This is a genomic window from Streptomyces sp. BF23-19 (assembly GCF_041106355.1).
In the GTDB taxonomy this organism is placed as follows: Bacteria; Actinomycetota; Actinomycetes; order Streptomycetales; family Streptomycetaceae; genus Streptomyces; species Streptomyces virginiae_A.
The window spans coordinates 23,719-43,965 of record NZ_JBGBPT010000044.1 but is presented as its reverse complement, the minus strand read 5'-3'; the positions used below and the strand labels follow the sequence as shown (position 1 = coordinate 43,965).

Sequence of the window (20,247 nt, the reverse complement as noted above, 5' to 3'; positions counted from 1 at the left end):
CCATGTTCCGATGCGCTTGCATCGGAACCGAAGCGTACCCCTGGAACCGATACGTGCGCATCGCATAAAGTGCTGCACAGGCGGAGTGCTGTGGAACAGGGAGGGGCCGGACATGCCCAGGCAGGTGGATCACGTGGGCCGACGCCGCCTCATCGCGGAGGCCGTCTGCCACCTCGCCGACGAGCGCGGGCTGGAGGGGGTGACCCTGCGCGACGTCGCGGCCCGCGCGCAGGTGTCGATGGGCGCCGTTCAGCGGTGCTTCCGCACCAAGGAGGAGATGCTCGTGTTCGCGCTCGGGCACATCGGTGAGCGGATCATGGAGCGCGTACAGGCCCGGCTCGTCCGGAGCCCGGCCCAGTCGGCCGGCACCGCCCTGGGGCACGCGGTCACCGAGATCTCGCTGCTCCGGGAGGAGCACCGCGCCGAGGCCCGGGTCTGGCTCGCCTTCGTCGCGCAGGCCGCCGTCAGCGAGGTGCTCGCCAGGACGCTCAAGGCGAACTACGCGACCCTGCAGGAGGTGTTCACCCGCCTCATCGCGGAAGCCGGCGAGGACGCCGACGGCGCCGGGCGCCTCGACGCGCGGCGCGAGGCCCGCACCCTCCTCGCCCTCGCGGACGGTCTCACCACGCACGTCCTCATCGGCCACCTCACCCCGCGGGAGGCGTACGACGTCCTCCACGCACACCTGGCCGACCTCTGGGAGCGGAGCAGGGGTTCGAATTGCTACGAGAATCCTCGTCCGGCCGGGCCGGCCTCGGACGGGACGCCCACGATCCGGAGGACCCGTGGCTGACCGGGGTTCCACGACCCGGCCGAGCGGCAGCACTCATGGCGCTGACGCGTTGAAGGTGATGCTGGACCGCCTGCTTCGCTGAGCGTGCTGCCGTCAGGTCGGCGGGGCCACGCCCGGACACGACGCGTCAGTCGTTCCGGTCCTCGCCCTCGCGGACGAGGACGACCGTGCCGGCGGAGTACTGCACGACCTGCTGGCTCACCGAGCCGAGCAGCGCGCCCTTGAAGCCCCCGTACCCGCGGGTCCCCACCACCATCAGGTCCGCCTCCTTCGACGCGTCGACCAGGACCTGCGCCGGGGACCCCTGCTCGACGCGCCGGAACACCGGCACCCCGGGCGAGGTGCCGACGGCGGCGGCGACCGTGTCCGCCAGCTTCCGGCGGGCGGCCTCCTCGGCCGTCACCACCTCCGCGTCGGCGGTCTCGGCGGCCGTCGGGCCGATGGCGAACGGATTGCGGTTCCACTCCCAGGCCATGACGGCGTGCACCCGGCCGCCCGTCATCGCGGCCTGCGCGACCGCCCAGCGCACCGCCTCCTTCGAATGGTTCGACCCGTCCACGCCGACGACGATCAGCGGCTCGATGGTCTGCTCACTCACGGTGGGATCCTCTCGCTTCGCCCGAATAGTCGATCTCCTCCCTGTATACACGGCGCAGTGGGTCCGACCTCGAACGACGATCGTTGTGACGGCCGACGACTTTCGAGGACAGCCCGCGGCCCCGGCCCTTTGCGAGGGTGTGAGTGTCCAGGCGACCGCCGCCGGACACGAACGACACGGAGGAACGGGCGTGGCTCAGCGCAAGGGTTGTCTGATCGGGTGTGCGGTGGCGCTGGTGCTCGGTACGGGCCTCCTCATGGCAGTGGTCTTCGGCATGGGGAAGGTCCTCGACATGGCCGACAAGACCCTCGTCGATCCCGCGGTCTACGAGGCCGTGAAGACCGGGGACGCGGAGAGCGAGGTCCGCGGCAAGCTCCCGTCCGGGGACAGCTTCGTCAAGAGCGCCCTCAAGGACGGCGGACCGGTCGAGCCCGAGGGCAGCACCTGTTCCTGGTACATATCCAGCGGCGAGACCAAGAACGGCCAAGAGACCGTGCTCCGCTTCTGCTTCAAGGACGGCAAGCTCGCGGAGAAGACCCAGTACCCGATGAAGTGACCGGATCGACCGCCGATGTCGGGCGACCGGGGCGGGTCAGTTGACCGCGTCGGCGCCCAACGGCATGGCCGCCGGGCCCGCCTCGTTGCGGATGTCGCGGGGAGCCCGGCCCTCCCAGCGGCGCACCGCCCGGCGCAGCGCGCGCATGTCGCTGTAACCGACCCGGGCCGCGACCGAACGCAGCGGCAGGTCGGTGGCGCGCAGGAGTTCCATGGTGTGCGCCTGGCGTACGGCCTCGACCTCCTCGCGCCAGGTCGTCCCGTGCTCGCCCAGGCGCCGCTGCAGGGTGCGCGGGCTCATCGCCAGTCGCTGCGCCACGTGTTCCAGGCTCACCGTGTCCTCCCGGAAGGCGGACTCGAGGACCATCCGGAAGCGGTCCTGCCAGAGCAGGGCCGGCTGCGCCGACGCGATCGTCAGCGCCGCCTGCTGCGCGAGGAGGCGGTCCAGCCCCGGCTGCGCCTTGGGCAGCGGGGCGCGTACGTCGTTGTCGTGGAAGGTGATCGAGTTGTACGCGGCGCCGAAGTCGATGCGGGTGGTCCCGAAGAACTCGGCCAGTCGCCGGAAGCGGCCGGACGCGGCGTGCGTCACCGAGACGCGCAGCGGGACGACGGGCCGTCCGGTGGCGGCCCGGGATCGGGTCAGGAGCATGCCCAGGGCGAAGAAGTCGATCGCCTCCACCACATCGGGACCCCAACTGCCCGTCGCGTGACGGATGGTGAAGGAGCGCCCGTCCTCCTCGACGAGGAGCTTCTCCTGGGTCGCGTCACCGATGACGGCGTTGTACTTCACCGCCTGCTTCAGGGTTTCCCGAAGGTTGGGCCCGGTGGTCACCAGGTAGTCCCACAGACCGAACGTACCGATGGGCGCCTCGGCGGTGATCAGCGCGCCGATGGCCGTCCCCGGCTCCGCGAGCGTCAACTGCTCCCACACGGCCAGCGCCGACGCGGTCGAGACCCGGGCCAGATCGTTGCCCAGCACATCGGGTCCCAGGTCGGGTAATCGGGAGACCCTGCCCAGGGCCACACCCGACCGGTGCAGGGAATCGACGACGAACCGCGCGAGGTGGGCGGAGACGGTGCCGTCGGTGCCAGGAGAGCGCATAGGACGGTCGACGCTACCAGCCGATCACCTGAACCGACCTGTGCGCCCGCCTCCTTGGCGGGGTCGACCCCCCGGTGTGGCGCGAATGCCCCTCCTGGTGCGCGGTCCTGCCCGGTGGCGCCGGGGGTCCCCTCGTTGACGCGTGCGGGTCCTTACCGCTGCCTGGGGGACCGACCTACGGTGGCGTGGATCCCGGTTTGTGGATCAAGAAGCGTGCGGCGATCCGTACGAGACCCCCGAGCCGAAGGAACCGACGTGACGTTCTCCCTGGCCCACTGGCAGAACCGCCTCGACGCACTACGCGCCGCCCACCACGTTCCCGGCGCCACCCTCGCGGTGTTCGCCGAGGGAAGGATCCACGAGCTGGCGAGCGGCATCCTGCACCGAGGCACCGGGGTGGAGGCGACCACCGACTCGGTGTTCCAGCTCGGATCGATAGCCAAGCTCTACACGGCGACCCTGGTCATGCAGCTCGCCGCCGCGGGCGAACTCGACCTCGACGCGCCCGTGATCGAGGTGCTCCCGGAGTTCCGCGTGGCCGACCCCGAGGCCACCAAGACGATCACCACCCGCCAACTCCTCAGCCACACCAGCGGCCTGACCTGCGACTTCACCTACGACAGTGGCCGCGGGGACGACTGTCTGGCCAAGTACGTGGCGGCCGCCGGGAACGTGGCGCTGGACTGTCCGCCCGGCACCGCGGTCTCCTACAGCAGCGTCGGCTACAACGTCCTCGGCCGCGTCGTCGAGGTCCTCACCGGACGCACCTGGGACCAGGCCCTCAAGGAGCGGCTCGTCGCCCCCCTGAACCTGACCCACACCATGACCCTGCCCGAGGAGGCGCTGGCCTTCCGGACCGCGATGGGGCATCTTCCGGGTGAGGGGCCGGATCCGGAGCCGGCGCCGGCCTGGGACATGATGCCCCGTTCGGCGGGGCCTTACGGACGTGTCCTGGCCACCGCCGCGGACGTGCTCCGGCTGGCCAAGCTGCACCTCGACGGCGGCTCCGCCCCGGACGGTACGCAGATCCTCGGCGCCCGGGCCGTCGCGGAGATGCAGCGGTGGGCGGTCGACGTACCCGACAAGTGGACGGTGAGCGCGGACGGCTGGGGGCTGGGCTGGTCGCTCTACGACTGGCACGGGGTTCCGGGGTACGGCCACGACGGCGCCTCGATCGGCCAGTACGGCTACGTGCGCGTCGTTCCCGGCGCCGACCTCGTCGTCGTCCTGCTCACCAACGGCGGCGCCGCCCGCTTCCTCTACGCCGACCTGATGCGCGAGCTCCTGCGCGACCTCGGCGGGGTCCACATGCCGCCCGCCTTCGCGCCGCCCGCGCGGCCCCCGGTCGTCGACATGGCCCCGCTGGTCGGCACCTACCGCCGGGAAGGAGTGGTCATCACCGTCGGTGTGCGGCCGGACGGCGCCACCCGCCTGCTGTACGAGTTCGTCGACGGGATGCGGGACTTCTCGCCGCCGCTGGAGATGGACCTCACGCCGCTCAGCTCCACGGTCTTCGCCGCCTCCGGCGCCGGTCCCTCCTTCAGCGGCGGCTGGATGCCCGTCGTCTTCGCCACCCTCGTGGACGGCACCCCCTGCTGCTACATCGGCATGCGCTGCGCGCCCAAGGTGGACGTCGGCTGAACACGCGGCCGTCAGGTGCGGCGACTGCTCATTTGCCCTTGAGCAGTTGGTCGACCCGGGGCACGGACAGCCCTATCAGCACCGACACTTCCCGCAGGGTGCGCCCCTGACGCAGCTCGCCCACAGCGGCGGTGCGTATGTCCTTGACCGCCTTCGCCACATCGGGCAGCAGCTGATCGGTGAACAGCCGCGCGGCTCGTTCCCGCACCACGGGGGCCTCGATGCCGGCGAGGCACGCCCGGACCGCGCTCAGGTACTCGACGGTCAAGACGCGCAGGTCATCGGGTACCTGCTGATCGGAAAGGGTGCTGTCGGTCATGGGGACAGCGTACGCAGACGTGGTAGGAATTTAAGATGACCTTCCCGATCAGCGCGTGTCGCGCCGGGTCGGAGACGTGCCAAGTGGGCTGCCTTGATCGGGGGTTCGGGAGGCGGCGCAGCGACGCCGCAGACAAGTGCCCTGGAAAGGACCGCTGTTGCGAGGAGCGAGCCGGGGCCCACCGTTCGCTCGCAGTCATCACACACCAGGAGCGCCAGCATGATCCTCGAACTCGCCGTGATCTACACGACCCGGCTCGACGCCTGCCGCGACTTCTACCGGGGCATCGGCCTCGCCCTCGTGCGCGAGCGGCACGGCAACGGGCCGGAGCACTACGCGGCGACGCTCGCCGACGGCGGTGTCCTGGAGCTCTACCCGGCCACGAGCCGCCCGGAGACCGGGTACCTGCGCCTCGGCCTCACCGCCCCGCCGAGCGGCGCCGGCTTCCTGCCGCCGGGCCGGCACACACTGACCGACCCGGACGGCCGTACGGTCGTCCTCACCGTCGCCGAGGCCCGCCCGGGCCCGGTCCCGCCGCAGCCACGCGCCGGCGGGCACCCCCGGTCGAACGCCGGCCCCCGCGCGTCGAACGGCGGGCCCGTACCTCTCGAGGGCCGCACGGGCGTCACCTACGCCGAGATAGCCGAGCACTACGGCATGAGCGCCCGCTACCTGTCGGAGAACCCCCGATGGGGACGGCACCCCGGGTGGCCGGCCGCCACCGGCAAGCGCGGCAGGACCATCGAGTTCGACCCGGAGGCCATCGCCCGGTTCTTCGGCGAGCACCACACCCGGGAGGCCACCGCGCTCGAACCGTCCCGCCGCTACACGGTCGTCGAGATCGCCGAGGCGTCCGGCCTGCAGCCCGACAGCATCCGGTCGGACATCAGCCGCGGCCGATGGCCCGCGCCGGACGAGATGGACGGCGACCGGAAACTGTGGCGGGGCGAGACGATCACCACGCACCTGGCCGGCCGTCGCATCTACCGCAACAAGCCCAAGTGACTATCGGACGGCGGCGGCCTGGCGGAGATCGGCCAGGGGCCGAGCGATCCGCGCGGCGGCGCGTGCCGGGAGCCGGGCGGCCCGCGCGTCGATCCAGGTGAGTACGGAGGCCTGCTCGTCCGCGTCGCACAGCGCGAGGTGGAACAGCAGCTGCCGCCAGGCGCACGCGGTGCTCTTCACCGTGGCCGCCGGACCGGTCGCGGCGGCGAACGCGCCCCGGGCCGGGCCGCCCCAGCCGCCCCGCGGGGCGAGGCCCGCGTGCACGACCAGGGTGGCGAGGTTGGAGGTGGTCAGGATGTGGGCCTGTGCGACGACCGCCGGATCGCTCACCAGCGGCTGTTCGGGGCGCCCGGCACGCTCGGCGCACAGCAGGGCGAAGCCGTGCCGGTCCCGGGCGTCCGCCAGGTCCCGTACCGCCGCGTAGTCGATGCCGTGGTAGCGCTCGTACACGGTGCCGCGCAGCAGCCCGGCGGCGGTCCGCGCCGCCGCCAGGACCTCGGGGCCGGCCATCCCGCTGTACGAGTCGGCCAGTGGCTCCGCGGCGAACGGCACGGGCAGCTCGGCGAGCCGCGCGAGCCCGGACAGCATCCGTACCGTCGAGTTGGGCAGCCCGGCGCCCGGGAAGGCCCGTACCCAGCCCTCGCCGAGCGTCCGCAGCGTCGAACGGGCCTGTTCCACCGGGTCGGCGACCCAGGGAGCGACCGCGCGGACCCAGGGCAGCTCGGTGATCCGCGCGTGGTGTTCCGGGGTCCACCACGACGGATACCGGCGATCGCGCCCGGCCCGGTAGGTCGCCGCCATCAGCGTGCGCAGCGCCGGGTCGGCGTATCCCCGCGCGGTGTGCGTGCAGATCAGCTGTTCCGCCACCTCGCCCAGCACCTCCGCGGAGGGGATCAGCCCGTGCTCCAGCAACGTGTCCAGGGGCGCGCTGCGCGCCGTGGCGACCGCGGCCCGTACCGGGGCCGGGACGACGGCCCCGGCGGGCAGCCCGTACCTCGCGGCCTCCTCGGCGGTCACCGGGGCGATCAGCGGCCCGATGTCCTCCACCCCCCGGCTCACGTCGAGCGGGGCGAGCCGGCGCAGGACGAGGGCGGCCAGGTCCTGGTGCGCGGCCCGGTCCGCCTGGGCGGCCTGGGCCCCGCGCAGCCGGGTGTGTTCGGCGGAGCCGGGCCGGCCGCGTTTGGCGACCATCGAGGCGACGGCATGGCGCAGGAGTCCGGCGAGGCGGGGCGACAGCGCCCGCCCGGCGACCTGCTCCTCCAGCGCGCGGCGCAGGACGGCCGGATTGGATTTGGGGTCGAGGTGCTTGGCGCAGCGGGTGTGCGTGGCGGCGAGCCGCCGGTACCGCGCGAGCAGCGCGGCGCCCTCCTCGGTGTGCTGCCCGGCGTCCTGTCCGGGGTCCTGCCCTGCGTCCTGCCCGGGGTCCGCGCCGGCGCGCAGCCAGTGGTCGAGCAACTCGTCCTCGAAGGGCCGCCAGACGGTCAGGGCCTCGTGCTGCGCCGCGATGCCGGGACGCGGCGCGCGGCGCGCGAGCATTCCGGCGACCTCGCCGACGGTACGCACGTGCACGGCGTCCGCGCCCGGAACGGGCCGGTCCGCGGGGTGCGGCGCGAACCGGACCTCGCCTGCGAAGGGCCGTATCTCCTCGACGAGCGCGGCCGCCGCGGCGCTCTCCCCGGCACGCACCAGCCACGCGACGCAGAGCAGCGCGGCCTCCTGCGGCGCGCGCACCTCGTAGCGCCCGCTGTCGAGCATCGACCACAACCGGGCGAGGCCCTCGTCGGTGAGGTGGTGGTCGAAGAGCCCGGCGGTGGAGAGCCCGGCCGTGGAGAGTCCCGCTGTGGGGAGTCCTGGGGCGGGGAGTCGGTTTCCGGTGTTCTTGTCCATGGCCGGCGTGGCAGGTCCTGCCCCTGCGCCCTCCGACTTTGCAGGTCGGTGCTCTGGCTACTGAGCTACACGCCGTTCGGGGCGAATCTAGACGTGCGTCCGCCGCTCGCACAACCAAGGGCCCCGCGTATCGCCGCGGGCACCCGCCGAAGCGGTTCGCGGGCGTGCGGGTAAAGCGCATTAGTGCGGACCTGCCGTGAACCGTCGATAAGAAGTCAAGTTGTGACGCACAAGCGACTCCGCCATCGAATCGACAACATGCTCAACTGTCTTTGTACTAAAGCGCATCAGTCCAGTTCACGGCGGTGGTGATCGAGGCCTGAGGGACCTGCCCGGCACGGTCGGGCCATTCGGCACCAATGCGTCACCGGCCGGCCGTCTTCCTGCCTCATTGACGAGGTCTTGCTTTCCGACGACCGTGGGCACCGCCTCCGGCGACGAGGCCGGACTTCTGCAAAGGCGGCGACGATGACCCGTTCGAACCCGACCCGTACCGCTGTTGTCCTGCTGGCCGCGGGAACCCTCCTCTCGACCACCGCGTGCGGCCTGAGCGGCGCCGACGCCGACGCGAAGGAGGCACGGCGGACGGGCAAGGTAGCCGGTGAGATCACCTTCCGGACGCTCCAGCTGAAGCCCACCTTCACGGCCTACGTGCAGGGGGTCATCGACGCCTTCGAGAAGCGGTACCCCGAGGTCGAGATCACCTGGGAGGACGTCCCCGGCGACGGCTACAACGAGAAGCTCGTCGCCGACGCCCAGGCCGGAGCCCTCCCCGACGTGGTCAACCTCTCCACCGACTCCTTCCAGCTCCTCGGCGACCGGGGCATGCTCGCCGACGTGGCCGCCCTCGACGGCGCGTCGGCCAAGGAGTACGTGCCGGGCGCCTGGGAGCAGTTCAAACTTCCCGGCAAGGGCGACAGCGTGTACGCCTACCCCTGGTACGTGACCCCGGAGATCCTCACCTACAACAGAGAGCTCTTCGAGAAGGCCGGTCTGGATCCGGCCGCGCCGCCGACCGGTGTGGAGCAGTTCTTCGACTACGCCGAGCGGATCGCCGCCTCGTCCGGCGGCCAGTACTCCGCCTTCATGGCCGACCCCAAGGGACGACTGCCCGGGGACTGGCAGAAGATGGGCATCCCCCTCCTCGACGAGAAGCGGGAGCGCTTCACCTTCGACACGGACCAGGCCGTCCGGTGGGTGGAGCGGATGAAGGACCTGTACGCCAAGGGCGCCATGCCCAAGGAGTCCCTCCTCAAGTCGGACGACATCAATCAGCTCTACGGCAGCGGCAAGATCGTCTTCGGTCCGGGCTCCCCGGGCTTCGTCAAGGACATCAAGAAGAACGCCCCGCAGATCTATGCCAAGACCCAGGTCGCCGGAGCCGTCACCGGCGAGCTCGGCCACATCGGCATCTACGCCCAGTCGCTCGGCATCAAGAAGGACACCGAGCACGTGGACGCGGCGGCCGAGTTCGCCAAGTGGGTGACCAACGGCCCCAACCAGGTGGAGTTCTCCAGGAAGGCCACCATCTACCCCTCCAACGCCCAAGGACTCGCCGACCCGTTCTTCTCCGACAAGGGCGACGGCAAGGACGCGGAGACCCTCGCCCGCGCCGTCGGAGCCGACCAGCTGAAGACCGCCGCGCTCGACGCAAACACCCCCGTCCAGTGGACCAACCAGGTCGGCGACGCCGTCGTACGCGAGATGCAGAAGGCCATCAAGGGCGAGCAGGACCCCCGGACAGCCGTGCGGAAGGCCCAGGAAGCGGCGAACAAGCTCCTCGCTGCCGCGGCCGACAAGTGACCGGCCTCGCCGCCGACCGGCCGCGGAGCCGCGCCGCGGCACACGAGCGACGTCGCGGAGCCGCTCGTAGGCGGCGCACCCTGCGGGCCATGGAGACCGAGACCGGACTGCCCCACCGCAAGTGGTGGACCCCCTACCTGTTCCTCGCGCCCGGTCTCCTGATGGTGACGCTGTTCAGCCTCTGGCCGTTCGTCAACACCGTCGTCCTCTCCCTCACCGACGCCCAGATCCTGCGCGGCGGCAGCTTCGTCGGCCTCGACAACTACCGACGCGCCTTCGCCGACCCCGACTTCTGGGTCGCGACCGGCAACAGCGTGCTGTACCTCGTGGTCGTCGTCCCCTGCCTGGTCCTCCTGCCGCTGGCCCTCGCGGTCCTCGTGCAGGCGAAGATTCCCGGCATCGGCTTCTTCCGCTCCGCCTTCTACACCCCGGTGATCGCCTCCGCCGTGGTCGTCGGGCTGATCTGGCAGTGGGTGTTGCGCAGCGACGGCCTCGTCAACACCGTCTTCCAGCGGCTGCACCTCGTCTCCGAGCCGATCCCGTTCCTGACGGACTCCACGATGCTGCTGGTCTCCGCGATGATCGTGACCGTGTGGAAGGGCCTCGGCTACTACATGGTCTTCTACCTGGCCGCCCTCGGGAACGTCTCCGCCACCCTCCACGAGGCGGCCGCCATCGACGGCGCCGGCCCCGTCCGCCGCTTCTTCAGCATCACGGTGCCCCAGGTGAAGCCCATGATGCTGCTGGTCGGCACCCTCTCCGCCATCTCGGCGCTGCGCGTGTTCACCGAGATCTACATCCTCGGCGGCGAGAGCGGCGGCCCCGGCGGCGGTGCCCGCACCCTGCCCTTCCTGATCCGGCAGGTCGGCCTCGGCTTCTCCGGCGAGACCGGCTACGCCTCCGCCATCTCCATCCTGCTGTTCCTCCTGACCCTGGTCTTCAGCCTGCTGGGCCGCCGCCTGTCGAAGGGAGACGAGCCGTGAGAGGAGAAGTGAGAGGAGAGGTGAGACGAGAGGCGAGCACACCGTCCTCCGCCGGGACCGGGCAGCCGGCCCGGCGCACCGCCGCCGCCCGCAGGCGCCACCGGATCGCCCTCGCCGGGCGGTACGCCACGCTGGTCCTGATGCTCGTGGTCATGCTGGGCCCGATCGTCTGGCAGTTCCTGACCTCGATACGCGGCCGCACCGAGAACGTGTACGACGGCGTGCTGCCCGCGCGGCCCACCCTCGACAACTACGTGCGGGTCGCCGAGTCCTTCCCGCTCCTGCAGTACGTCGGCAACACCCTCACCGTCGCCGTCCTCGCGATCACCTCGAACATGCTCTTCGCCGCGATGGGCGGCTACGCCCTCTCCCGGGCCGCCTGGAAGGGCCGTCGGATCGTCTTCACCGTGCTGGTGGCGACCCTGATGTTCCCCTTCGAGTCCGTGATGATCTCGATGTTCCTCACCGTCCGCGAGATGGGTCTCGTCGACACCCTCATCGGTGTGTGGTTGCCCGGCGCGGTCTCCGTACTCAACATCATGATCATGCGGGCGGCCTTCCTGGCCGTGCCCCGGGAGGTCGAGGAAGCCGCCGTGCTGGACGGCGCGGGCGAATGGACCCGCTTCACCCGGGTCTTCCTCCCCGCCGCCAAGGGCGCCCTGGCCGTCGTCTGCATCACCAGCTTCATGGGCGCCTGGGACGACTTCCTGTGGCCCCTGCTGGTCCTCACCGACAGCGACCGGTACACCCTCCAGCTCGGCCTGAAGACCCTGGCCGGCGCCACCACCGTGAACGACCAGCGGCTCGTCGCCGCCGGCGCGATGGCCGCGCTCGTCCCGATGATGCTGCTCTTCTTCGCCCTCCAGCGTTTCTTCTTCAAGGGCGTGGGCGAGGGAGCCGTCAAGATCTGAGCCGGCCCACCCACCATCCGTATCGACACCTCTGCGTACCGATCCCCCCGTACCGACACCCCCGTACCGACACCTCCGTGCCGACCACCCTCCCTGGAGCAGCCGTCATGCATGACGACCGCAACATCACCGAACACCGCCTCCGCCGGGTTCTCGAGCAGCGCGTCAAGCCCGCCGTCCGCTCCCGCGCGGTCCCGCTGACCGTCGAGCGCTGGGAAGCCCCCGGCGAACCCGTCCCCGTCGCCGAAGGGCTCGCGGCGGACTACGAGCCCTGCGCGATCGGCGCCCCGTGGGGCCCGGCCTGGGGCACCACCTGGTTCAAGGTCACCGGTACGGTCCCCGCGGACTGGGCAGGCCGCACGGTGGAAGCCGTCCTCGACCTCGGCTTCGACCGGATGATGCCCGGATTCCAGTGCGAGGGCCTGGTCCACCGGGCCGACGGCGGCGAGGTGAAGGCCCTCAACCCCTACAACGACTGGGTACGCGTGGCCGATCGCGCCGAGGGGGGCGAACAGGTCGAGTGGTACGTCGAGGCCGCCTCCAACCCGGTCCTGGTCGACCACGCGCTCACGTACGAGGGGGACCTGCCCACCAGCGACGACCAGGCGCTGTACCGGCTCGCCCGGATGGACCTCACCGTCTTCGAGACGGAGGTCTGGGAACTGGTCCAGGACCTGGAGGTGCTCTACGACCTGATGATCCAGCTCGACACCGCGGACGCCCGGCGGCACGAGATCCTGCGCGCCCTCGGCGCGGCCCTGGACACCCTCGACCTCGACGACGTGCCCGGCAGTGCGGCCGCCGCCCGCGGATGCCTGACCGGAGTGCTCGCCGCCCCCGCCAACGCCTCCGCGCACCGGATCAGCGCGGTCGGCCACGCCCACATCGACTCCGCGTGGCTGTGGCCCCTGCGCGAGACGGTCCGCAAGGTCGCGCGCACCACCTCCAACATGGTCAACCTGATGGACCAGCACCCCGAGTTCGTCTTCGCGATGTCCCAGGCGCAGCAACTCGACTGGATCAAGACCTACCGGCCCGAGCTCTTCGAGCGGATCAAGAAGAAGATCGCGGACGGGCAGTTCGTGCCGGTCGGCGGCATGTGGGTGGAGTCCGACACCAACATGGTCGGCGGCGAGGCCATGGCCCGCCAGTTCCTCCACGGCAAGAAGTTCTTCCTCGACGAATTCGGCATCGAGACGCAGAACGTCTGGCTCCCCGACTCCTTCGGCTACACCGCCGCGATGCCGCAGATCGTCAAGCTCACCGGCTCCAAGTGGTTCCTGACCCAGAAGATCTCCTGGTCCCAGATGAACAGGTTCCCGCACCACACCTTCTGGTGGGAGGGCATCGACGGCACCCGCGTCTTCACCCACTTCCCGCCCGTCGACACCTACAACAGCGACCTGGGCGGCGCCCAACTCGCCCACGCCGCCCGCAACTACCGCGAGAAGGGCCACGGTTCACGCTCGCTCGTCCCCTTCGGCTGGGGCGACGGCGGCGGCGGCCCCACCCGCGAACACCTCGCCCGCGCCCGCCGCCAGCGGGACCTGGAGGGCTCCCCGAAGGTCCGGATCGAGCGCCCGGACGCCTTCTTCGAGAAGGCCCACGCCGAGTACGAGGACGCTCCCGTCTGGGCCGGCGAGCTCTACCTGGAGCTGCACCGCGGCACCTACACCTCCCAGGCCAAGACCAAGCAGGGCAACCGGCGCAGCGAGTCGCTGCTGCGCGAGGCCGAGCTGTGGGCGGCGACCGCCGCGGTGCGGGTCGTGGGGTACGCGTACCCGTACGAGGACCTGGAGCGGATCTGGAAGACGGTGCTGCTCCACCAGTTCCACGACATCCTGCCGGGCTCGTCCATCGCCTGGGTGCACCGCGAGGCGCGCGAGACGTACGCGGCCGTACGAGAGGAGCTCCAGGGGATCACCCTCGCCGCGCAGCAGGTGCTCGCGGGGCAGGGCACCGAGGAGCTCGTCTTCAACTGCGCCCCGCACGCCCGCCGCGGCGTCCCGGCCGGCGGTGCGGGCCGCCCGGCCGCGGCGGGGGAGCCGGTCACGGTGGAGGAGCGGCACGGCGGCGGGCACATCCTGGCCAACGGCCGACTGCTGGTGGAGATCGACGGCCGCGGCCTGATCGTCTCCGTCTACGACCTGGAGACGCGCCGGGAGGCGGTCGCCCCGGGCACGGCGGCGAACCTGCTGCAGATCCACCCCGACTTCCCGAACATGTGGGACGCCTGGGACATCGACGCGTTCTACCGCAACCGGGTCACCGACCTCGTGGAGCTGGACCGGCTGGAGGTCACCGCGAGCGGCCCCCGCGCGGCGACCGTACGCGTGACCCGCTCCTTCGGGCGGTCGGCGGCGGTCCAGCAGATCACCCTGCGGGCGGGGGCCAAAACGGTCGACATCGTCACGGACGTGGACTGGCACGAGACGGAGAAGTTCCTCAAGGCCGCCTTCCCCCTGGACGTGAAGGCCGAACGGACCGCATCCGAGACCCAGTTCGGCCACGTGTACCGGGCCACCCACACCAACACCTCCTGGGAGGCCGCGAAGTTCGAGATCTGCGCCCACCGCTGGATCCACGCGGAAGAGCCCGGTTGGGGGGTGGCGCTGCTCAACGACTCCACGTACGGGCACGACGTGACCCGGGACGTACGGGCCGACGGCGGCCAGACCACCACGATCCGGCTCTCCCTGCTGCGCGCCCCGCGCTACCCCGACCCGGAGACCGACCAGGGATCCCACACCCTGCGCTTCTCGCTCGCGCCCGGCGCCGGGATCGGGGACGCGGTCCGTGAGGGCCACGCGCTGAACCTGCCCGAGCGGGTGGTCCCCGGCGCCGGCCCGGTCGCCCCGCTGGTCGACGTCGACGAGGACGCGGTGGTGGTCGAGGCGGTCAAGCTGGCCGAGGACCGCAGCGGGGATGTGATCGTCCGCCTCTACGAGTCCCGCGGCGGCCGCGCCCGGGCCACCCTCACCGCGGACTTCCCCCTGGCGGCGGCGGTGGAGAGCGACCTGCTCGAACGGCCCCTGACGGGAACGGCGGTGGGCGTCCCCACCCCGGAGGGCCGGGTCCCGCTCACGCTGCGCCCGTTCCAGATCGTCACGGTCCGCCTGCACCGCGCCTGACCGCCCCGGCGGCGGACCCCGGCGCCGGCCCGACCGTCAGGGCCGGCGCCCGCTCCCCAGCGCACTGCGCAGCTCGGCCAGGTGCTCGGTGTCCTCGGGGAGACTCATCTGGTCGAGGACGGCGAGTGCCCCGGCGGGGTCGAGGTCGCCGTACACGTCGTGGTGGCTGTGCAGGATGCCCCGGAAGACCGCCTCGGACAGCTCCGGGACCCGGGCCGCGATCCGGTATGCCAGCTCCTTGGCCTGCCAGGGCACCGGTCCGGAGGATTCCAGCACGCGCCGGGCGCGGCGCAGCATGGGCTCCGGGGAGTCCGGCCGCAGCTGCGTGAGGTCCTTGCCGAGGACCTCGGTGAAGACCCTCTCCGCGGTGTCGCGGTCCTCGAACCAGTCGACCCAGAGGGAGTAGACGATCGCCTCGCAGTGCGCCGGCGCATCCAGCCGGCTGCGGTAGCCGTTCCAGAGCACGCGGGCCGTGTCCGGATCCGCGATGCCCTGGACGGCGGAGGCGATCTCGACGGTCACCCAGTACTCGTCGAGGAGGTCCACCAGACCGAAGCCGAGCCGCAGCCGGTGCTCGATGTCGAGGGAGTCGTCCCCGAGGGCCGCCGCGGCCCACCGGTGGGCGACCTCGTTCGAGGTGAGCCGGCCCTCCTCGGACTCCCCGTCCGTCCAGGTGTCCTCACCGGTCCGGACCACGCCCCGCCCGGCCAGCCAGAGCCGGGCAGACTCGCTGTCGGGCAGCTCGTCGAGGAAGTCGACGACCGCCCGCACGAACTCCTCCGGCTCGGCCGCGTGGACGGGACGTCCCACGGGGAACGGGGTCAGCCGTGCGTCGGGTATCCGGCGGGCCATCTCCGCGATGCGGTCCTGCCAGATGTGGCTCGTGGGGCCGCCCGACAGCACCAGGGTCTGTGCGGTGATGCGCCGGAACCTGTCCAGCTCGTCGGGAGCGGGCTCGCCCTCCACCACCGTGAACCAGTCCATTTCCGAATGCTCGGGGCGTACCAGCCCGTGGGGGCCCGGGGGCTCCACCCCCTCCAGGACCAGCCGGGCCACCCGCCAGGGCTGGGCCTGCGCGACCAGGTAGGCCACTTCGCCGCCGATCCGGTACCCGGCGAGGTCCACCCGGTCGAGGCCGAGGGCGTCCAGGAGGCCGAGCACCTCGTCGCGCATCACCGTCGGCCACTCGCGGGCCGCCGGGCCGCGGCTGCTCACGTCAGGGGTGTACACCCGGCGCTCGCGCGCGAGTTCGTCCCGCAGTGGCGCCCAGTCGCCCTGCGCGGGCAGCAGCACCAGCGGATCGCCGTCCGCGGGCCCTGCGACCTGGTACTCGAACGGGAGGCCGTTCACGGTCACGGAGCGGTGTTCGATCATCCGGCCGACGCTACCGGCCCCGGCCGTCCGCCGGCCGAGGCCAGGGCCGCGCCGCCGGCGTGAACTGCGCCACAGGTACGGGAGGACCGGCCCTGTGGGCCCTGGGATGGCGGGGCGCGACGCGGGCATCAGGTTATGCACTTAGTTGCAAAACCCGCCTCCGCTCGCTAGAACAGGTTCATCACCCCCGCGCGAGGAGGCGCCCCTCATGAGTTCCCAGAGCCGGTACCCGCACCTGCTGAGCCCCCTGGACCTCGGCTTCACCACCCTGCCGAACCGCGTGATCATGGGCTCGATGCACACCGGCCTCGAAGAGCACCAGGGCGGCTTCGAGCGGCTCGCCGCCTTCTACGCCGAGCGCGCCCGCGGCGGCGCCGGCCTGATCGTCACCGGCGGCATCTCCCCGAACGACGCCGGCCGCCCCTTCGAGGGAGGCTCCCGCCTCACCACCGAGGACGAGGCCGCCGAGCACCGGGTGATCACCGAGGCCGTGCACGCCGAGGGCGGGAAGATCGCGATGCAGATCCTCCACTTCGGCCGCTACGCCTACCACAAGGACCTGGTGGCCCCCAGCGCCATCCAGGCCCCCATCAGCCCCTTCGTCCCGAACGAGCTCACCGACGCCGAGGTCGAGCGCACCGTCGAGGACTTCGTCCGCGCCGCCCGCCTCGCCAAGCTCGCGGGCTACGACGGCGTCGAGATCATGGGCTCCGAGGGCTACCTGGTCAACGAGTTCATCGCCGCCGCGACGAACAAGCGCACCGACCGTTGGGGCGGCGCCTACGAGAACCGGGTGCGCTTCCCCCTGGAGATCGTCCGGCGCACCCGCGCGGCCGTCGGCGAGGACTTCATCATCGTCTACCGCCTCTCCATGCTCGACCTCATCCCCGGCGGCTCCACCCTCGACGAGGTCGTCCACCTCGCCAAGGAGATCGAGGCGGCCGGCGCCACCATCATCAACACCGGCATCGGCTGGCACGAGGCCCGCATCCCCACCATCGCCACCTCCGTCCCGCGCGGCGCGTACACCTGGGTCACCAAGCGGCTGATGGGCGCGGTGAGCGTCCCCCTCGTCACCAGCAACCGCATCAACACCCCGGAGATCGCCGAGGAACTGCTCGCGGACGGTCGCGCCGACCTGGTCTCCCTGGCCCGCCCCTTCCTGGCCGACGCCGACTTCGTCGCCAAGGCCGCCGCCGGCCGCTCCGAGACCATCAACACCTGCATCGGCTGCAACCAGGCCTGCCTCGACCACACCTTCAGCGGCAAGATCACCAGCTGCCTGGTCAACCCGCGCGCCTGCCACGAGACCGAGCTCGTGCTGTCCCCGACCCGGACCAAGAAGCGCGTCGCCGTCGTCGGCGCCGGTCCGGCCGGTCTCGCCTGCTCCGTCTCCGCCGCCGGCCGCGGCCACGCCGTCACCCTCTTCGAGGCCTCCGGCCACATCGGCGGCCAGCTCGACGTCGCCCGCCGCATCCCCGGCAAGGAGGAGTTCGAGGAGACCATCCGCTACTTCGGCACCCAGCTCGTGGAGTCCGGCGTCGAGGTCCGCCTGAACACCCGCGCCGACGTGGAGACCCTCCAGGGCTACGACGAGGTCGTCGTCGCCACCGGCGTCACCCCCCGCACCCCCGACATCGAGGGCATCGACCACGCCAACGTCGTCAATTACCTCGACGTGCTGCGCGACGGCGCACCCGTCGGCGAGCGCGTCGCCGTCGTCGGCGCCGGCGGCATCGGCTTCGACGTCGCCGAGTTCCTCACCGACAGCGGCGAGGGCGCCTCCCAGGACCCCGATGTCTACTTCCGCCACTGGGGCGTGGACACCACGTACGCCGGCCCCGGCGGGCTCACCGCCCCCGAGCGCCCCGCGCCGCCCCGCCAGGTCCACCTCCTCCAGCGCAAGACCACCAAGGTCGGCAAGGACCTCGGTACCACCACCGGATGGATCCACCGCGCGGAGCTCAAGCACCGGGGCGTCGTCTCCGTCGCGGGGGCCACGTACGACCGCATCGACGACCAGGGCCTGCACATCACCGTCGGTGGCGAACAACACCTCGTGCCCGCCGACACGGTGGTCCTGTGCACGGGCCAGGAGCCGCGCCGCGACCTGTACGAGGCCCTGCGCGCGGCCGGCGTCGAGGCCCACCTGATCGGCGGCGCCGACGTGGCCGCCGAACTCGACGCCAAGCGGGCCATCCGGCAGGGCACGGAACTGGCCGCCGGCCTCTGACCGAAAGGGGATTGTGGCGGTCCGCCGGGACCGCCACAATCGCCCGGTGACGATCTCACCCGCAGACGCAGACAAGATCCTTATCAACAACTTCGCCCCCTGGGTGCTCGCCCTCGGACTGACCGTCGAGGAGACCGGGGAGCGGCACGCCGTACTGCGGCTGCCCTGGTCCGACGAGCTGGCCCGGGACGGCGGCGGCCTCTCGGGCCAGGCCATGATGGCGGCCGCCGACACGGCCACCGTCATCGCGATCTCCGCCGCCCGCGGCGCCTACGGGCCGATGACCACCGTCCAGCAGTCCACCAGCTTCCAGCGTCCGGTGGTCGGGGCCGACGTGCTGATCCACGTACGGGTCACCAAGCTCGGCAAGCGGATGGCCTTCGCCGACATCACCCTGACCCCCGAGGGCGCCACGGACCCGGCGGCCACGGCCTCCACGGTGTACGCACTGCTCGGCTAGTGCTGCGGCCGGGGAAAAGGCGTTGGCGGGCGGCGGGCCGGCTCGCCTACGCTCGCACGACGGCCGACCACGAAGGCAGCCGGCGGGCACGGGGGAGCGGCACCATCTCGGCGGAATCCACACCATACGGTCTTGTTCCGCCGCTGCGGCGGAACAAGGACTTCACCGTCTTCTGGCTCGGCCAGGCGCTGTCCGTGCTCGGCGGGTCCGTCTCGATGCTCGCGCTTCCCCTACTCGTCCTCCACGCCACCGGATCCATCGTCCAGATGGGCCTGGTCACGGTCGTCTCCGGCGCCACCGCCATCGGCACGGGGGTGTTCGCCGGGTACGTGGTGGACCGGGTGGACCGCCGCAGGCTCATGATCGTCTGCGATCTGGCGCGGGCCGTGCTGCTCGGCGCGGTCCCGCTCGTCTGGTGGATCGCGGGGCCGCAGATCTGGCTGCTGTACGTGCTGACCGCGTCGGCCGCCGTACTGAAGACGCTGTTCGATGTCGCGTACGTGACGGCCATCCCCAATCTGGTCCGTACGCAGGACCTCACAGCCGCCAACGGGCGGCTGATGGGCACCTTCGCCCTCGGGAGCCTGCTCGGCCCGGTCGTGGCCGGCTTCCTCACCGCCGGAGTGGGCGCCGACTGGGCACTCGCCCTGGACGGGGCCACGTTCCTGGTCTCCGCCGCGAGCCTGGGCTGGGTGAGGTTCACCGCGCGCCCGGCCGGGGAAGGCGCGGACAAGGCCGTGGACGGCGCCGGGTCCGGGGCGGGGGCCGGGGCCGGGGTGCTGCGGGAGATGTTCGTGGTCGGCTTCCGCTTCCTGTGGAGTCACCCGCTGCTGCGCCCGCTCACCATCCAGCTCACCCTGCTGACCTTCGTCACCATGGGCGCCACCGACCTGCTGATCTACCGGGTCCAGCACGACCTCGGCCGGGACGCGGCCACCCTCGGCTACGTGATCGCCGTCAGCGGAGCCGGGTCCGTCGCCGCGGCCCTGTGCGCGGGCCGACTGCGCCGGCTCCTCGGCTTCGGCACGTGCTGGCTCGCCTCGATCGCGATGATCGCCGTCGGGGTGACGGTGACGGGCGTCAGCCGCAGCGTGCCGGTGATCGCCGTACTGGCCGCCGTCTTCATGTTCGGGATCACCCTGGGCGGGATCTGCACCATGACCCTGCGCCAGGAGGTGACCCCGGACCACCTGCTCGGCCGGGTCACGTCCGCCTTCTGGACGGTGCACAACGCCTCGGGCCCGGTGGGGGCGGCCGTGCTCACGCTGCTGGCCGCCCGCCACGGGGTCCCCGCGGTCAGCCTGGCCGGCGGGGCGCTGTGCCTGCTGATCCTGGGCGGTGGGTTGCTGACCCCGCTGCGCGGCAGCCGCGCGGGCGCGGCCGCGGCCACGGCCGGGTCCGCCGCCCCGGACCAGGAGCCGGCCGCGGGGCCGTCGGCGCGCGCGTGAGGTG

16 protein-coding genes and 1 tRNA gene are annotated in these 20,247 nt (G+C 71.8%); 11 read left to right on the top strand and 6 right to left on the bottom strand.

Annotation, left to right across the window (positions count from 1 at the left end):
* The first annotated feature begins 112 nt into the window (after positions 1-112).
* On the top strand, positions 113-793 hold the full coding sequence (locus AB8A24_RS24175; protein WP_369477641.1) for a TetR/AcrR family transcriptional regulator: 681 nt from the start codon (positions 113-115) through the stop codon (positions 791-793).
* 127 nt (positions 794-920) lie between these two features.
* Here AB8A24_RS24175 and AB8A24_RS24170 read toward each other — a convergent pair whose 3' ends face one another.
* On the bottom strand, positions 921-1,391 hold the full coding sequence (locus AB8A24_RS24170; protein WP_328960719.1) for a universal stress protein: 471 nt from the start codon (positions 1,389-1,391) through the stop codon (positions 921-923).
* Positions 1,392-1,581: 190 nt separating this feature from the next.
* Here AB8A24_RS24170 and AB8A24_RS24165 point away from each other — a divergent pair, with 190 nt between their 5' ends.
* Positions 1,582-1,947 (top strand): hypothetical protein, encoded by a 366-nt coding sequence (locus tag AB8A24_RS24165; protein WP_328960718.1) that lies wholly within the window; start codon positions 1,582-1,584, stop codon positions 1,945-1,947.
* Positions 1,948-1,983: 36 nt separating this feature from the next.
* Here AB8A24_RS24165 and AB8A24_RS24160 read toward each other — a convergent pair whose 3' ends face one another.
* Complete coding sequence (locus AB8A24_RS24160; RefSeq protein ID WP_369477640.1) at positions 1,984-3,048, bottom strand: AraC family transcriptional regulator ligand-binding domain-containing protein; 1,065 nt, start codon at positions 3,046-3,048, stop codon at positions 1,984-1,986.
* A gap of 255 nt (positions 3,049-3,303) precedes the next feature.
* Here AB8A24_RS24160 and AB8A24_RS24155 point away from each other — a divergent pair, with 255 nt between their 5' ends.
* Positions 3,304-4,689 carry a serine hydrolase domain-containing protein gene (locus AB8A24_RS24155; RefSeq protein ID WP_328960716.1) on the top strand — a complete coding sequence of 462 codons (1,386 nt, stop codon included), beginning with the start codon at positions 3,304-3,306 and terminating at the stop codon, positions 4,687-4,689.
* Between the two features lie 28 nt (positions 4,690-4,717).
* Here AB8A24_RS24155 and AB8A24_RS24150 read toward each other — a convergent pair whose 3' ends face one another.
* On the bottom strand, positions 4,718-5,008 hold the full coding sequence (locus tag AB8A24_RS24150) for a hypothetical protein (RefSeq protein WP_030716816.1): 291 nt from the start codon (positions 5,006-5,008) through the stop codon (positions 4,718-4,720).
* A 219-nt stretch (positions 5,009-5,227) separates the two neighbouring features.
* Between AB8A24_RS24150 and AB8A24_RS24145 the strand changes: the two genes are divergently transcribed.
* Positions 5,228-6,013 carry a hypothetical protein gene (locus tag AB8A24_RS24145; RefSeq protein ID WP_328960715.1) on the top strand — a complete coding sequence of 262 codons (786 nt, stop codon included), beginning with the start codon at positions 5,228-5,230 and terminating at the stop codon, positions 6,011-6,013.
* Here the strand turns inward: AB8A24_RS24145 and AB8A24_RS24140 are convergent, their stop codons facing one another.
* Together AB8A24_RS24140 and AB8A24_RS24135 are read right to left on the bottom strand one after the other, a co-directional pair.
* A complete protein-coding gene (locus AB8A24_RS24140) occupies positions 6,014-7,900 on the bottom strand; it encodes a hypothetical protein (RefSeq protein ID WP_328960714.1) in 1,887 nt (628 codons plus the stop codon).
* Positions 7,900-7,975 (bottom strand) — tRNA-Cys (locus tag AB8A24_RS24135). The genes AB8A24_RS24140 and AB8A24_RS24135 overlap by 1 nt, the downstream gene beginning before the upstream one ends.
* Positions 7,976-8,368: 393 nt before the next feature.
* On the opposite strand from AB8A24_RS24135, the gene AB8A24_RS24130 reads away from it, so the two are divergent.
* The 4 genes from AB8A24_RS24130 (at position 8,369) to AB8A24_RS24115 (ending at position 14,728) form a co-directional block, all read left to right on the top strand.
* Positions 8,369-9,703, top strand: coding sequence for a sugar ABC transporter substrate-binding protein (locus AB8A24_RS24130; RefSeq protein WP_328960713.1), 1,335 nt, complete (start codon positions 8,369-8,371; stop codon positions 9,701-9,703).
* An 89-nt stretch (positions 9,704-9,792) separates the two neighbouring features.
* Positions 9,793-10,686, top strand: a complete 894-nt coding sequence (locus AB8A24_RS24125; protein WP_328960712.1) for a sugar ABC transporter permease — start codon at positions 9,793-9,795, stop codon at positions 10,684-10,686.
* Between the two features lie 20 nt (positions 10,687-10,706).
* On the top strand, positions 10,707-11,597 hold the full coding sequence (locus AB8A24_RS24120) for a carbohydrate ABC transporter permease (protein ID WP_369477639.1): 891 nt from the start codon (positions 10,707-10,709) through the stop codon (positions 11,595-11,597).
* Between the two features lie 107 nt (positions 11,598-11,704).
* On the top strand, positions 11,705-14,728 hold the full coding sequence (locus AB8A24_RS24115) for a glycoside hydrolase family 38 C-terminal domain-containing protein (protein WP_328960710.1): 3,024 nt from the start codon (positions 11,705-11,707) through the stop codon (positions 14,726-14,728).
* A gap of 36 nt (positions 14,729-14,764) precedes the next feature.
* Here the strand turns inward: AB8A24_RS24115 and AB8A24_RS24110 are convergent, their stop codons facing one another.
* A complete protein-coding gene (locus AB8A24_RS24110) occupies positions 14,765-16,102 on the bottom strand; it encodes an alpha/beta fold hydrolase (RefSeq protein ID WP_369477638.1) in 1,338 nt (445 codons plus the stop codon).
* Between the two features lie 208 nt (positions 16,103-16,310).
* Here AB8A24_RS24110 and AB8A24_RS24105 point away from each other — a divergent pair, with 208 nt between their 5' ends.
* From AB8A24_RS24105 to AB8A24_RS24095, 3 genes are read left to right on the top strand one after another with little or no spacing between them, the layout of a single operon-like run.
* Positions 16,311-18,335 (top strand): FAD-dependent oxidoreductase, encoded by a 2,025-nt coding sequence (locus AB8A24_RS24105; protein WP_369477637.1) that lies wholly within the window; start codon positions 16,311-16,313, stop codon positions 18,333-18,335.
* 46 nt (positions 18,336-18,381) lie between these two features.
* Positions 18,382-18,795: a PaaI family thioesterase gene (locus AB8A24_RS24100; RefSeq protein WP_266376770.1), complete on the top strand. Its 414-nt coding sequence runs from the start codon at positions 18,382-18,384 to the stop codon at positions 18,793-18,795.
* Positions 18,795-20,243: an MFS transporter gene (locus AB8A24_RS24095; RefSeq protein ID WP_369477636.1), complete on the top strand. Its 1,449-nt coding sequence runs from the start codon at positions 18,795-18,797 to the stop codon at positions 20,241-20,243. The genes AB8A24_RS24100 and AB8A24_RS24095 overlap by 1 nt, the downstream gene beginning before the upstream one ends.
* The last annotated feature ends 4 nt before the right edge of the window (positions 20,244-20,247 follow it).

Bases quoted from the DNA above. Each gene is read 5' to 3' on its own strand.
- AB8A24_RS24115 (WP_328960710.1), top strand. From the start codon at position 11,705: ATGCATGACGACCGCAACATCACCGAACACCGCCTCCGCCGGGTTCTC.
- AB8A24_RS24150 (WP_030716816.1), bottom strand. From the start codon at position 5,008: ATGACCGACAGCACCCTTTCCGATCAGCAGGTACCCGATGACCTGCGC.
- AB8A24_RS24130 (WP_328960713.1), top strand. From the start codon at position 8,369: ATGACCCGTTCGAACCCGACCCGTACCGCTGTTGTCCTGCTGGCCGCG.
- AB8A24_RS24125 (WP_328960712.1), top strand. From the start codon at position 9,793: ATGGAGACCGAGACCGGACTGCCCCACCGCAAGTGGTGGACCCCCTAC.
- AB8A24_RS24160 (WP_369477640.1), bottom strand. From the start codon at position 3,048: ATGCGCTCTCCTGGCACCGACGGCACCGTCTCCGCCCACCTCGCGCGG.
- AB8A24_RS24145 (WP_328960715.1), top strand. From the start codon at position 5,228: ATGATCCTCGAACTCGCCGTGATCTACACGACCCGGCTCGACGCCTGC.
- AB8A24_RS24105 (WP_369477637.1), top strand. From the start codon at position 16,311: ATGAGTTCCCAGAGCCGGTACCCGCACCTGCTGAGCCCCCTGGACCTC.
- AB8A24_RS24175 (WP_369477641.1), top strand. From the start codon at position 113: ATGCCCAGGCAGGTGGATCACGTGGGCCGACGCCGCCTCATCGCGGAG.
- AB8A24_RS24140 (WP_328960714.1), bottom strand. From the start codon at position 7,900: ATGGACAAGAACACCGGAAACCGACTCCCCGCCCCAGGACTCCCCACA.
- AB8A24_RS24110 (WP_369477638.1), bottom strand. From the start codon at position 16,102: ATGATCGAACACCGCTCCGTGACCGTGAACGGCCTCCCGTTCGAGTAC.